This window comes from Mesorhizobium sp. J18 (genome assembly GCF_007829525.1).
GTDB lineage: Bacteria > Pseudomonadota > Alphaproteobacteria > Rhizobiales > Rhizobiaceae > VLJP01.
Genome location: NZ_VLJP01000015.1, coordinates 24658 through 38256 on the forward strand (window position 1 = coordinate 24658; position 13599 = coordinate 38256).

The 13599-nt window shown below is 61.6% G+C and carries 13 protein-coding genes; 5 read left to right on the top strand and 8 right to left on the bottom strand.

Annotated features, from left to right (window positions below; translation table 11 throughout):
• Nucleotides 1-17: 17 nt before the first annotated feature.
• The gene (locus L598_RS08015; RefSeq protein WP_144861490.1) at nt 18-938 is read left to right on the top strand and encodes a metallophosphoesterase; all 921 of its coding nucleotides are present in this window, start codon (nt 18-20) and stop codon (nt 936-938) included.
• A 20-nt stretch (nt 939-958) separates the two neighbouring features.
• Here L598_RS08015 and L598_RS08020 read toward each other — a convergent pair whose 3' ends face one another.
• The 4 genes from L598_RS08020 to L598_RS08035 all read right to left on the bottom strand — a co-directional run bounded on the left by L598_RS08020 (nt 959) and on the right by L598_RS08035 (nt 5057).
• The gene (locus L598_RS08020) at nt 959-1558 is read right to left on the bottom strand and encodes a hypothetical protein (RefSeq protein WP_144861456.1); all 600 of its coding nucleotides are present in this window, start codon (nt 1556-1558) and stop codon (nt 959-961) included.
• 63 nt (nt 1559-1621) lie between these two features.
• Nucleotides 1622-2389 (bottom strand): alpha/beta fold hydrolase, encoded by a 768-nt coding sequence (locus L598_RS08025; RefSeq protein ID WP_144861457.1) that lies wholly within the window; start codon nt 2387-2389, stop codon nt 1622-1624.
• A complete protein-coding gene (leuA, locus tag L598_RS08030; RefSeq protein WP_186444964.1) occupies nt 2386-4050 on the bottom strand; it encodes a 2-isopropylmalate synthase in 1665 nt (554 codons plus the stop codon). The genes L598_RS08025 and leuA overlap by 4 nt, the downstream gene beginning before the upstream one ends.
• Before the next feature lie 401 nt (nt 4051-4451).
• Nucleotides 4452-5057 (bottom strand): helix-turn-helix domain-containing protein, encoded by a 606-nt coding sequence (locus L598_RS08035; RefSeq protein ID WP_144861459.1) that lies wholly within the window; start codon nt 5055-5057, stop codon nt 4452-4454.
• Nucleotides 5058-5224: 167 nt separating this feature from the next.
• On the opposite strand from L598_RS08035, the gene L598_RS08040 reads away from it, so the two are divergent.
• From L598_RS08040 to L598_RS08050, 3 genes are all read left to right on the top strand, one after another.
• On the top strand, nt 5225-5755 hold the full coding sequence (locus tag L598_RS08040) for a dihydrofolate reductase family protein (RefSeq protein WP_144861460.1): 531 nt from the start codon (nt 5225-5227) through the stop codon (nt 5753-5755).
• Nucleotides 5756-5867: 112 nt separating this feature from the next.
• Nucleotides 5868-6419 carry a dihydrofolate reductase family protein gene (locus L598_RS08045; RefSeq protein ID WP_144861461.1) on the top strand — a complete coding sequence of 184 codons (552 nt, stop codon included), beginning with the start codon at nt 5868-5870 and terminating at the stop codon, nt 6417-6419.
• A 171-nt stretch (nt 6420-6590) separates the two neighbouring features.
• Entirely contained in the window at nt 6591-7265 is a 675-nt protein-coding gene (locus L598_RS08050; protein ID WP_144861462.1) for a glutathione S-transferase family protein, read from the top strand.
• Here the strand turns inward: L598_RS08050 and L598_RS08055 are convergent.
• From L598_RS08055 to L598_RS08070, 4 genes are all read right to left on the bottom strand, one after another.
• Nucleotides 7258-8133, bottom strand: coding sequence for a cation diffusion facilitator family transporter (locus L598_RS08055; RefSeq protein ID WP_144861463.1), 876 nt, complete (start codon nt 8131-8133; stop codon nt 7258-7260). The genes L598_RS08050 and L598_RS08055 overlap by 8 nt on opposite strands.
• A gap of 59 nt (nt 8134-8192) precedes the next feature.
• Nucleotides 8193-10382: an anthranilate synthase gene (locus L598_RS08060; RefSeq protein WP_144861464.1), complete on the bottom strand. Its 2190-nt coding sequence runs from the start codon at nt 10380-10382 to the stop codon at nt 8193-8195.
• Between the two features lie 208 nt (nt 10383-10590).
• On the bottom strand, nt 10591-11526 hold the full coding sequence (locus L598_RS08065) for a helix-turn-helix domain-containing GNAT family N-acetyltransferase (protein WP_246658676.1): 936 nt from the start codon (nt 11524-11526) through the stop codon (nt 10591-10593).
• 55 nt (nt 11527-11581) lie between these two features.
• Nucleotides 11582-12325, bottom strand: coding sequence for a phosphatase PAP2 family protein (locus tag L598_RS08070; RefSeq protein ID WP_144861466.1), 744 nt, complete (start codon nt 12323-12325; stop codon nt 11582-11584).
• A gap of 137 nt (nt 12326-12462) precedes the next feature.
• Between L598_RS08070 and L598_RS08075 the strand changes: the two genes are divergently transcribed.
• The gene (locus tag L598_RS08075) at nt 12463-13593 is read left to right on the top strand and encodes a site-2 protease family protein (protein ID WP_144861467.1); all 1131 of its coding nucleotides are present in this window, start codon (nt 12463-12465) and stop codon (nt 13591-13593) included.
• Nucleotides 13594-13599: the final 6 nt, after the last annotated feature.

The window sequence follows — 13599 nt, forward strand, 5'->3', positions numbered from 1 at the left end:
TGGACTACAGAGATTCCATGTTCAGGCTCGCGCATTTCTCCGATATCCATCTTGGCCCTCTACCCCGCATATCCTATCGCCAACTGATCTCGAAGCGTATCACGGGCTATATCAACTGGCACCGCAGGCGCCGTATCAAGCTCGACAATGGCATCATAGACCGGCTGACGGACGACATGGTGGCGGCCGCACCCGACCACATCGCCTTGACCGGGGACCTTGTGAACCTGGCCCTCGACAGCGAGATCGAGATGGCGCGCCTGTGGCTCGAGGGGTTGGGCGAGCCGGACCGGATCTCGGTCGTTCCAGGCAATCACGATGCCTATGTTCCCGGCGCTCTCGACAAGGCCTGTCGCGCCTGGGGCCCATGGATGAGAGGCGACGGTCATAACGGCCCGATCGACCGCCATTCCTTTCCCTATATGCGCGTGCGCGGGCCGGTCGCGCTGATCGGCATATCCTCGGCGCGCGCCACGGCTCCCTTTCTCGCCAGCGGCTATTTCCAGGAAGAACAGGCCGAACGCACGGCTGCCTTCCTCAAGGAGGCCGGCGAACGCTCGCTTTTTCGCGTGATCATGATCCATCATCCGCCGATCCGCGGCGCAACCAGCCCGCACAAGCGCCTGCTCGGCATTTCCCGCTTCAAGAAGATGCTGAAGGCCTATGGCGCGGAACTCGTCCTCCACGGACACACGCATCTGGCCACGGTGCACTGGCTCGACGGCCTCGAAGGCAGCGTCCCGGTCGTTGGCGTGGCCGCTGCCGGACAGAGCCACGGCAGCCGCAAACCGGCCGGCCACTACAATCTTTTCGAGATCGTCGGCGCACCCGGCGCCTGGCAGGTGCGGCTGACCCGGCGCGGAAGCAATGGAAAATCGCCCGAGATTTGCGAACTGTCCTCGCAGCTCCTTGTATCCGGCGACCGCATCCCGGCTTGAGCAGCGATCGTGAGCGGCGGTCAGAAGCCGATCCCGAGCTCCGGATATTTCAGCGACAGGTAGAAAAGCATCGCCACCACGCCGACCGCTCCGCCCGCTATCACCAGCACGAGCCCGGAGAAGAACGCGCCCAGCGCGCTCGAACGCGAATTTGCCGGAGTCACATAGCCCAGCAGTTCATTGCGGATATGGCTTTCCAGATCCCCTTCGAGGAAGCGCTCGCGCTCCACGATGCGCTCAGCTATGTAACGGGTGACCTGCTCGGCCACCGCGTGGAGATCGGTCGATTCCGCCAGCACGATCCGGCCGAGACGGGTGTCGCGCAGGAAGCGATAGGTGCGACGGTCGCGCCCCATGGTGACATGGCTGACGGCATCGATCCACAGTCTGGGCTGTTCGCCGGAGGAAATGGCAAAATCGAAATTCGGATTGTCCTCGGGCACCTCGGCGAAGACGGGCGCCAGTTCCTGCGCCAGAAGTTCCAGCCGTGTGCGCTGCGCCTCGCGCAGATCGACCACCACGTCGTCGCGATCCGCCGTCGCGACACGCACCTCGCGTATCGCATCGGAGAGCCGTTGTGGCTGCTCCCCAATATTTGGACTCGGAATCGGATCACTCATCGAAGGGTACCCCACGCACAAGCGGCAACCTTTATTAGCATGATCGTGGGGCCAATGCCACGCTTACGAGGCGCCTCGGACCGTGCCGCGGATGACGGTCGTCACGAGCTTGCGCGCCTCCACGGGCAGCATGTGCCCGGCATCCGGCACCACATGCAGCTTGAAGCCGGCCGGCAATCCAGCGGATTGCGTGAAGGGCAATACAGGGTCCTCAGTACCCCAGATCACCGAAACGGGCATCTCAAGGCCGGCAAGGCTTTCGCGCGAGATTTCCCCCTGCCGGCTGTCCTTGGCGATGACGGCGACGATCTCCTCAAGCTTCTCCCTCTGGCCGGGAAGCGAGCGGACGGCGGCAACCGCCGCCACGTTTTTGGTCGGCATGGAGAAATCAGGCGCCGTCATGTCGTTCATCGCCGCCCGCAATTCATCGGCACTGGCAGGAGAGGCAAAGCGGCGCAGCAGCGGCTCGCTGATTTCCGGCCCGAAGCCGCCAGGCGCGATCAATGTGAGGGAGGCAACCGTGTCCGGCGCTCTCAACGCGATAAGGGCGGCAACGGCGCCGCCCATCGAAAACCCCGCAATATGCGCGCGGGCAATGCCGCGCCGGGCAAGATCGGCAAGCACCGCCTTGGCCGCTGCCGTGGCGGAGCCGGCTCCCGGAACGCCGAGAGAACGGCCATGCCCCGGAAGGTCATAGGCGAGCACCAGCCCGTCCCGCGCCAGATTGGGCTGGATGTCGGTCCATTCGGAGTGATCTCCGCCGAAGCCGTGCAGGAGGACGATCGTCTGACCGCCCTTCCCCTTTTCCCGCGCGTAAAGGACGTCGCTCACGCGATGATCCGATTGGCCGCCGATACCACCGCCTCGAGCGAGGCAGTGACGATATTGGTGTTGATGCCGACGCCGAAAAGCCGGCCGCCAGGATGCTCGATCTCGACATAGGAGATGGCCGCGGCATTGGAGCCGCGCTGGATGGAATGCTCGGAATAGTCGTGCACGGTCATCTCCTTGCCGATGTGGCGGGAAAGCGCGTCGACGAAGCCGTCGATCGGCCCGGTGCCGGTGCCGGTCACCGTGATCTCCTTGCCATTGTCGGTGATGGTCGCCTCCACCACCCGCCGGCCCTTCACCTCGGCATCAGGATAGGTGCGGTGATCGACGAATTTCAGGCGTGCGCCAGGCTGATCGACATAGAGTTCGAGGAAGCGGTCATAGATCTGCTTCGACGGCAGTTCCCTGCCCTCTGTGTCGGTGATCGCCTGGATGTCCTCGCGGAACTCGATCTGCAGGTTGCGCGGCAGATTCAGCCCGTAATCGGCCTGCATGATATAGGCGATGCCGCCTTTGCCCGACTGCGAGTTGATGCGGATGATCGCCTCGTAGCTGCGGCCGACATCCTTCGGGTCGATGGGCAGATAGGGAACTTCCCACAATGTCTTGTTCGCCCTGGAAAGAGCCTTCATGCCCTTGTTGATGGCGTCCTGATGCGAGCCGGAAAAGGCGGTGTAGACCAGTTCGCCCACATAGGGGTGCCGTTCCGGTATGCGGAGCTGGTTGGAGTATTCGAAGACATCCTTCATGCGATTGATGTCGGAGCAGTCCAGTTCGGGATCGACGCCCTGCGTATACATATTGAGCGCCAGCGTGACCACATCGACATTGCCGGTGCGCTCGCCATTGCCGAACAAGGTGCCCTCGACGCGATCGGCGCCGGCCATCAGGCCCAGTTCCGTCGCCGCCACGCCGGTGCCGCGATCGTTGTGAGGATGCAGGGAGACGATCAGGCTGTCGCGCCGGTCGAGATTGCGGCACATCCATTCGATCTGGTCGGCATAGATGTTCGGCGTGGCCATCTCGACGGTCGAAGGCAGGTTTATGATCAGCTTGTCCTGCGGCGTCGGATTGACGATCTCGATGACGGCATTGCAGATTTCCAACGCCACCTCGAGTTCCGTGCCGGTGAAGCTTTCCGGCGAATATTCGAAACGGTAGCCGCCGCCCGCCTTCGCCGCCATGTCGGTGATCATCTTGGCCGCGTCGGTCGCGATCTGCTTGATGCCTGCCACGTCCTTCTCGAACACCACGCGCCGCTGCAGTTCGCTTGTCGAATTGTAGAAATGCACAATCGGGTGGTGAGCGCCTTCCAGCGCCTCGAAGGTACGCGCGATCAGCTCCGGTCGGCACTGCACCAGCACCTGCAGCGAAACGTCGTCGGGGACATTGCCTTCGGTGATCGCCCAGCGCGCAAAGTCGAAATCGGTCTGCGAGGCGGAAGGAAAGCCGATCTCAATCTCCTTGAAGCCCATCTCCAACAGAAGCTGAAACATGCGCGCCTTGCGGTCATGTCCCATGGGATCGATCAGGGCCTGGTTGCCATCACGCAGGTCCACGGAACACCAGATCGGGGCCTTTTCGATGCGTTTGGATGGCCAGGTGCGGTCGTCCAGTCCGACGAGGGGATACGGGCTGTATTTGCGGGCCGCATCCGGCATGCCCTTGCGCTGCATAGTCCGCGGAGCGTCCGATCGGTCTTGAGGTTCGATATTTGCGTCCATCTGCTCTTTCTCCCGGCGCCTGGCGCATCACACGAGCCGGCTGCCTTTCAGGTCATCAATCGGATGTGTTCGGGAAGGAGCATTCCGCTGCCGCGGCGACATCGATCGCCGGGCGCCCCTTCAACGGACCCGGCGATCGCCGCTAAGGCCGAGAAGAAGGAGCGAGGAAAGCGCATGCGCCGGCGCGCCCTTGGCGGCGGTGCGGCAAATGAACTGCATGCGCTGGTCGATCGTCATGGGCGCAACTGATAGCCGAGCCTCGGCTTAGAGGCAAGAGGCAGGATCTTCCTTGCAGGTTTCATCATGTCTTGTGACTTCTTGCGGAGGCGAGCCCGGACTCAGATTGCTGCCTTCCGACGCATCACTTCCTCATAAGCCGCCTGCAGCCGCTCGCGGACCGAAGATGGCATGCCGAGATGCTCCTCGCGCAGATCGGCNCAGATTGCTGCCTTCCGACGCATCACTTCCTCATAGACCGCCGGCTGCCCCTCCGGGCGGGAAGATGGCATGCCGAGATGCTCCTCGCGCAGATCGGCCATGAAATCCTCCCACAAAGCCGGCCCGCCCTCCTCCAACAGCTGCGCGCGAATCGACAATTCCTCGCTGACCGGCAGCCATTTGCGCCCCCAGGCGCCGATGGCTGCGAATACGGGAACAAGCTCGATCCCCATCTCCGTCAGGCTGTAGATCGCCTTCTGCTTGTGGCTGGGATCGTCCTGTTTAGTGATGACGCCCTCTGCCATGAGGCGACGCAGGCGATCGGCGAGAATATTGGAGGCAATACCTTCCTCGTTCTGCGAAAGCAGCTCGCGAAAATGCCTGCGGTTCCCAAACATCATATCGCGCACGACGATGAGGGACCATTTGTCCCCCAGCACCTCGAGCGTGAGGTTGATCGGGCAGCCCGAGCGATGGGCTTCCGCGTTTTCCGTTTTAGCGGCCAAATCCCATTCTCCAAAAAACCAGTTGCAAAATAAAATCAGTTCACTTATGGTTCAACCAGTTGCAAAATGCAATCACATTTTCAGGCGGCCATTCAAGCCGCGCTGGAACTGTTTGAAAGATCTCGCCGAGCCGAGGGAGCGCCAGCGGGACTCGCATGGAGGAGCACATGGCCAAGCTTGTCTTCGGAATGAACCTGTCCCTGGACGGCTATGTCGATCACGAGAAATTCGCGCCGGGGCCTCAGCTCTTTCGTCACTGGATAGAATATGAGCGCGGCCTTGCCGGCTCCGTGTACGGGAGCCGTATGTATGAGATCATGCGTTACTGGGATGACGATCATCCTGAATGGACTGCGGAGGAACGCGAGTTCGCAGCAGAATGGCGGCGCCAACCGAAGTGGGTCGCATCGCGCACATTGAAATCGGTCGGCCCCAACGCCACCCTCATCGGGGAAAACGTCGAGACGGTGATACGGGACCTCAAGAACCGGCTCGCAGGCGAAATCGCCGTTGCCGGGCCGAATCTTGCGGGGGGCCTCGCCGGTCTCGGCTTGATCGATGAATACCGCCTTTACTTCCACCCCGTCGTGGTTGGCCAGGGCCAGCGATTCTTCGCCGGAGCGCGCCCGAAACTGCGTCTCGCGGCCAGCGATCTTATCTGCGAGGGCACGGTCAGGCTGACCTACGTTCCCGCCTGAGTGGGCTCCATAGGGACCTCAATGCCGTGGTGACCGGAGGGGCGGCAACCGGCAGCTCCGGCCGACCAGATGAAAGAGTACGGCAAACCATTCCAACAAGGGAGACAAAGGGATGAGACGATTGGTGGCTTGGAACGTGATGACGCTCGATGGCTATTTCGAGGGCGGGAGCCCGTGGGACCTCGGCTTCCACGAGACGGTCTGGGGAGATGAATTGCAGGAGTTCTCGCTCGAGCAGGGCAAGGAGATCGGCACGTTGCTTTTCGGGCGGCGCACTTATGAGGGCATGGCCGACTACTGGACCAAGGAGACCGGGGATATTGCCGACATGATGAATTCGATCGAGAAGGCGGTGGCGACCCGCACGCTCGAGGAGGCGACATGGAACAATACCCGGCTTCTGAAGGGCGATGCCGTGGAGGCGGTCAGGGAGTTGAAGGCGCAGGAGGGGAAGGACGTCTATGTGTTCGGCAGCGCCGACCTGCTCGCTTCCCTCCTCAAGGCCGGGCTCGTCGACGAATACCGGATCTGCCTCGCGCCGGTGGTGCTGGGCGGAGGCAATCCGCTGTTCAAGACGCGCGACCGGCAGATCAAGATGCGCCTCGAAGATACGCGCGCGCTCAAGACCGGCGGGGTGGTGCTGACCTATGCGGTGGGCGGGTAAGCCGACGGATGACCCAACTTTGGCCCATGGTGTGAGCGAAAATCATCTGGCTTCAGGGGCAGGACCGCAGAAAAAGCCGCCCCTGCAAGCCTGCAAGCCGAAATGGGGCGATTTTTGCTATCCTTGCAGCCAAAAGTAACCGCCTCCCACATCAACCACAGGAAAAGAGCCATGCCGCTCGAGCTCTACTTTCATCCACTAGCCTCGTTCTGCCATAAGGTGCTGATCGCCTTCTACGAGAACGAAATCCCGTTCGAGCCGGTTATTGTCGATCTGGCCGACGAGGCGTCCACAGCCGCCTTCAAGCGCGTCTGGCCGATGGCCAAGATGCCGGTGCTGCGTGACGGAGAGCGTGGCGCCACGGTGGCGGAATCCACGATTGTCATCGAATATCTCGACGCCTTCCATCCCGGCACGATCCGCTTCGTCCCTGCCACCCCCGAAGCAGCATGGCAGACCCGCATGTGGGATCGTTTCTTCGACCAATATGTCCAGGAGCCCATGCAGAAGATCGTCACCGACCGCATCCGTCCCGAGGGCAAGAGCGACCCCTTCGGCGTCGAGCAGGCCAAGGCGCTATTGCTGCAGTCCTACGATCTGCTGGAGGAGCACATGACCGGCAGGCAATGGGCGATCGGCGAGGATTTCACCCTGGCCGATTGCGCGGCCACGCCTGCCCTCTTCTATGCCAATGCAGTGGTGCCGATCGGAGACCGTCCGGCGCTCAGGGCTTATGCCGCCCGTCTGATGGCACGCCCCTCGTTCCAGCGTATCTATGAAGAGACCACACCCTATTTCCGCTTCTTCCCCATGCCCGACAAGCCGGTGATCGTGACCGCTAGTTGAACTTCGCCTTATGGGCCGGCTCCACGTGAATGGTGACGCGGAGCCCCGGCATGGCGGATATCAGTGCATCCTCGATGCGGTCGCAGATTTCATGCGAGGTCTCCACTGTCATGTCGGAAGGGACGACGAGATGGAATTCGAGGAAGCGCGCCCTGCCCGCCTCGCGTGATTTCACGTCATGGAATTCCAGCGCCTCGCCGGAATTCTCCTCCACGATGCGCCTGATCCTGGTCAGATCATTATCGTCGAGGGCGACATCCATCAGCCCTTGCACGGAAGAACGCACGAGAAGCCAACCCTGCCAAAGGATGTTGGCCGCCACCACGATGGCGAGCGCCGGATCGAGCCAGAACCAGCCCGTGGAGAGCGCCAGCACAAGGCCGGCGAAGACGCCGGCGGAAGTGACCACATCAGACCACAGATGCTTTCCATCCGCGACCAGCGCGGGCGAGCGCTCGCGCCGTCCGGTGGAAACCAGCAGCCATGCCCAAACCGCATTGAGGGCCGTGGCCACCATATTGACAGCAAGGCCGAGCGCTGGAGCATCGAGCGGCTGCGGTTCGATCAGAGCAAGTGCAGCCTCGCGGAAGATCAGGAGCGCGGCCACGACGATCAGCACACCTTCGGTGACGGCGGAAAAATACTCCGCCTTATGATGACCGAAGGGATGGTTGGCATCCGGCGGCAGTTGCGACACGCCGATCGCATAGAAGGCGACGGTGGAGGCGACGACATTGACGATCGATTCGAGCGCGTCGGAGAACAATGCGACCGAACCCGTCAGCCACCAGGCCGCGAATTTCAGACCGAGAACGGCAAATGCCACGATGATCGACCAGAAGGCGAGCCGCCGGACCTTGTCCTGCATCACGTGTCCCGAAAGTGGCGGTGTCAGAGCGAAATGAACCCGGATGGAATCATCTCGCCCTAAGCAGCCTTTACCTTGGTGCGGCGCTGCAGATGAGCCACCACATTCTCGATCATCCGCATGCCGGCATTCTGGCCAAGGGTCATGATCGATTCAGGATGGAACTGGACCGCCGCCACCGGCTCCTTGCGGTGCTCGAAGGCCATGACCACACCGTCCTCGGTCTCCGCCGTCACGTCGAATTCTGCCGGCAGACGCACCGGATCGGCGAATATCGAATGATAGCGGCCGACGGTAACCTCCTTCGGCAGGCCGGAGAAGATGATGCCTTCATTATTGACGCGGATGCGCGACGGCTTGCCATGCACCGGCTCATGAAGCTGGCGCAACTCGCCGCCATAGGCTTCGGCCAGAGCCTGCAGGCCGAGGCAGACGCCGAAGATCGGCAATTCGCGCTGCCGCGCACGCCTGACCGTCGCCGCACAGTCGAAATCTTTCGGCAGACCGGGGCCGGGCGACAGCACGACCAGATCCGGGCGCACATGCTCGAACACATCGTCCAGAACCGGACTGCGCACAGTCGTCACATGAGCGCCGGTCTGGCGGAAATAATTGGCGAGCGTATGGACGAAGGAATCCTCGTGATCGACGAGCAGGATGCGAGTCCCCTCGCCCACCCGCGCCGCCGGGCGCGCCTCTGCGGAAGAATTCTTCGCGCCAGCCTCGCGGATCGCCGACAGCATGGCGGCGGCCTTCAGCTCGGTTTCGGCTTCCTCCTCATTCGGATCGGAATCGTATAGAAGCGTCGCACCGGCACGCACTGAGGCTATGCCGTCCTTGATGCGGATGGTGCGCAGCGTCAGCCCGGTATTCATGTCGCCGTTGAAATGCACCATGCCGATCGCACCGCCATACCAGGCGCGCGGGCTTTTCTCGTGATTTTCGATGAAGCGCATGGCCCATAGCTTGGGCGCGCCAGTCACCGTCACAGCCCAGGCATGGCTGAGGAAGGCGTCGAAAGCATCCATGCCCTCGCGCAGACGCCCCTCGATATGATCGACGGTGTGGATCAGCCGGGAATACATCTCGATCTGCCGCCGACCGATGACACGCACCGACCCTGGCTCGCAGACCCGGCTCTTGTCGTTGCGGTCGACATCGGAGCACATGGTGAGCTCCGACTCATCCTTCTTTGAATTCAACAGCTTGAGGATTTGTTCTGAATCGGAAATCGCATCGTCGCCGCGTTTGATCGTGCCGGAGATCGGGCAAGTCTCCACCCGCCTTCCATTCACCCGCACAAACATTTCCGGCGAGGCGCCGATGAGATACTCGCTCTCGCCGAGATTGATGAAGAAGGAATAAGGCGACGGGTTGATCTGCTTCAGCCGGCGCGAAATGTCCGACGGCCGGCTCTCGCAGCGCTCGAAGAACATCTGGCCCGGAACCACCTCGAAGAGATCACCGCGCCGGAAGCTTTCCTTGGCTTTCTCTACCAGCTTGGCATATTCACCGGGCTCGTGATCGGCCCGCGGCGGAATCTGACCGGAAGGCACGAAAGGCTCGTCGACCCCTTCGCGAAGCAGCCCATTGGTAGAAAAGCCCGCACCGGAATAGTCGTAACGGTCATGCCAGGCCTTGGCCTGATGATGGTCGACCACGAGGATCTCATCCGGGAGGTAGAGCACCAGGTCACGCTGGCTGGCGGGGCGCTCGAGCTTCAGTTCGACCGGATCGAACTGGAAAGCGAGATCATAGCCGAAAGCGCCGTAGAGGCCGAGATTGGAATCGTTCTCGGTGTGGAAGAGATGGATTATCGCCCGCAAAACTGTGAAGACGGAGGGGACGCGTGACCGCTCCTCCTCGGAAAAGACATGATCCGGTTCCGCCACCTGGAGAGCCACAAGGCGCGAATTGCTTTCCGTTATAGTCACTTCGGCAAGCTTTTCGACAGCCGCGGCGAGGACCGGCATCAGCATCTCGCCGCGCGTATTCAGCGCCTCGATCCGCATGGCCCTTCCATGCGAGGAAATCACGAGCGGCGGATTGACGATGGCCGTATCCCAGCGCGTGTAGCGGCCCGGATATTCGTAATTGGAGGAGAATACCGCGCCGCGCCGGGAATCCAGAGCGTCGATATATGCTTCGATCGCGCCTTCATAAGCCGTCTCGTGGCGCTCGCGGGTAATCGCGATGCCGCCCGCCGTAACGAACCTCTCGGCTCCGTTCTCCAGAACTTCCACGCTCATTTCCTGCTTCCCTCTCTTTCCAGGCTTTGCCGGGAAGCCGAAAGCAAAAATGGCCGCCCGGTCTTCACCTGCGGCCATCCTCGAACTTTCGCGCAAACGCACCCGTGGCCGCTGTCAGCGAGCCCACCACCAGAGATTTGCGGTCGAAACGATCTTCATGGTGCTTTCAATAAGCGAGATAAGGAGAAGGAGCAAGCAGGATTCCAAGTCACAGGCTCAGTTCCCAGTTCTGCCCCACCAGATCCTTGCCGAAGGAATGGTGCTTTTCCTCCTCGACCAGCCTGAACCCTGCAGCCTGATAGATACGGCGCGCCGAAACCAGCACGTCGTTGGTCCACAGTGTCAGTGTCTTGTAGCCCCGTTGCCTCGAGAACCGGATGCATTCGTCCACCAGACGCCGGCCGATCCCGAGGCCGCGCGCCGCCGGCTCCACAAAGAGAAGCCGCAGCTTCGCCACCTCATGCGACTGCCGGACCACGAAGACGGAGCCCACGATCTCCCCTTCCCGCTCAGCGATCCAGGCGTTTTCATATTTCGGATCGAAGTTTTTCAGGAAGTTGCCGAGGATTTCCGATATGAGCGCCTCATAGCCTTCGTCCCAGCCATACTCGCTGTTGTAGAGGACCATCTGTCTATGGATGATCCAGCCCATATCGCCGGGCCTGTGCGAACGGAGAATGTAGGGAACGGCGGCGTCCGGGGCCTTGCCGAGCAGCCGCTCGATCGTTTCCATCGAATTGGTGAGCTTCCGCCGCTGCTCTGGCCTCAGCGCCTCGAGCATCCCGGCAACCTGCTCCACGCTTCCACGATCAAGCGGACCGAAAGCGGCGCGGCCTGCCTCCGTGATCGTCAGAACGGACTGCCGCCCATCCTGCGGCGACGGCGCTCGGCTCAAAAGGCCCTGATGCTCGAACCGTTTTAAGATCCGGCTGAGATATCCCGGGTCGAGGCCGAGATCCTTCACGAGTTCGGACGCAGTGACGCCGTCGCGATTTGCGAGTTCATAGAGGATGCGCGCCTCCGTGAGGGAGAAGGCACTTTTCAGAAGCTTGCTTTCCAGCAGGCCGATCTGGCGCGTGTAGAAACGGGTGAAACGCCTGACGGTCGCGATCTGGCTGTCGAGGGTAGCGGAGTCCGGTTTCATGGCCGACATCATAATTGACTTTAGCAACTAAATTATTGTCTAAATCAACTATCTGTCAATCGGCAATCCGATGTTTCTTGTCAGGAGATTGTTGTCTCCTGCGGCGTTGGAATTGCAGCATCGAGACCACCAGCCAGGACAAGCTCGCCCATGCCACGCCGAGCGCCCATCCGGCCGCGACGTCGCTCGGCCAGTGCACGCCGAGATAGACGCGGCTGATCCCGACCGCCMGKGCCMTCAGCACCGCCACGGCCACCACATAAACGCGCACGCGGAACTCATCCACCAGCCGGATGACCAGGGAGGCGAGCGTCAGATAGACGACCGTGCTCATGGTCGCGTGGCCGCTCGGGAAACTCGCGGTATGGATGGAGACCAGGTGGTCCACGACATCGGGACGCGGACGCTCGTAGTGCAGCTTGAGCAGGTGGCTTGCCAGCGCGCCGGTCGAAGTCGACAGGAGCACGAACAGCGCCGGCCCGTATTTCCGCGACACCAGCAGGAAACCGATGACGACACTCACCACGACGACCACGATGGGATAGCCGCCAAGCGCGGTTATCTCGGTGACGGTTTCCTCCAGCCAGGGCGGCCCGACCGGTTGCGACGGGTCAGACGGATCACGGAAGAGAAGCAGGAGATAAGTATCGAAGCCGGCAATCTCGTTCTCGCCCACCTCGTCGGCGATGGCAAGGAAGGCATAGATGCCAAAGGCCAGGACGGCGAAGATCGCCGCAGGCAATATAGCCTCTCGCCTATGTTTTATTCCCTGCACGAGATCGGTGATCATGAAGGCCATTTCGCTCCTTTTACCCCTTTCTGCTGGTCGGGCGAGCAGCAGCCCGCGAATGACGGCCTTGAAAATGGGGCGTCACGGCGCAAATGTCATCCTAAGGTATCTGTGCCGTTTTCGAATGGGCGGAGGGTTTCAGTCGCATGACCTGGTCTTTCAATATCGGCAAGATCGGCGGAACAGTGGTGAAGGTGCATGTCACCTTCGTGCTTCTGCTCGTATGGATCTGGTTCATGCACTACCGCATCGGCGGAACAACCGCCGCCTGGGAGGGCGTCGCATTCGTTGTCGCCGTCTTTGCATGCGTCGTCCTGCACGAGTTCGGCCATGTGTTCGCCGCGCGCCGCTACGGCATCCGCACGCCCGACATCACGCTGCTGCCGATCGGCGGGCTGGCGCGGCTGGAGCGTATGCCGGAGGAGCCCGGCAAGGAATTCGTCATCGCCATCGCCGGGCCGCTGGTCAATGTCGTGATCGCGGCGCTCATATTCCTGGCCCTGGGCGGCGTGACGGGTATCGATCAGATGGCCGCGATCGAGAACCCGCGCGCGGATTTCCTGGTCCGGCTGGCGGGTGTCAACGTCTTCCTCGTGCTCTTCAATCTCATCCCGGCCTTTCCCATGGACGGCGGTCGCGTCCTGCGCGCCCTGCTTGCCACACGGCTGTCATGGTCCAGGGCGACGCAGATCGCTGCCTCCATCGGGCAGGGCCTCGCCTTTCTCTTCGGTTTTCTCGGGCTTCTCTACAATCCGATCCTCATCTTCATCGCCATCTTCGTCTATCTGGCCGCCGCGTCGGAAGCCCAGAGCGCGCAGATACGCGACATTTCCGCCAGCGTCCTCGTGAGCGACGTGATGGTAACGGAATTCGCCCGGCTTGACCGTTCGGCAAGCATAGCGGATGCGATCGACAAGCTCCTTGCCACGACACAGAACGAATTCCCTGTCGTCGACCCTGCGGGGCAGATCGAAGGCCTTTTGATGCGCAACGACATGATACGCGCCCTGAAGGAAAGCGGGCCGGATGCGTCGGTCGTGAGCGCCATGCGCACCGACATTCCGGTCATCCACAAACGCAACTCGCTGGCGGAGGCCTTTCGCGCCATGCAGCAGAAGACCGTCCCTGCCGTTGCCGTCCTCGACAGCAGCGAGCGCCTGGTGGGCCTGATCACCCACGAGAACATAGGCGAGATGATGATGGTGCGCGCGGCCATGCCGGAAGGCTTCCGTTTCGGCCGTTTCCGCGCACGTGGTCCCTGGTCTAGGCGGATCTGAGAAGAA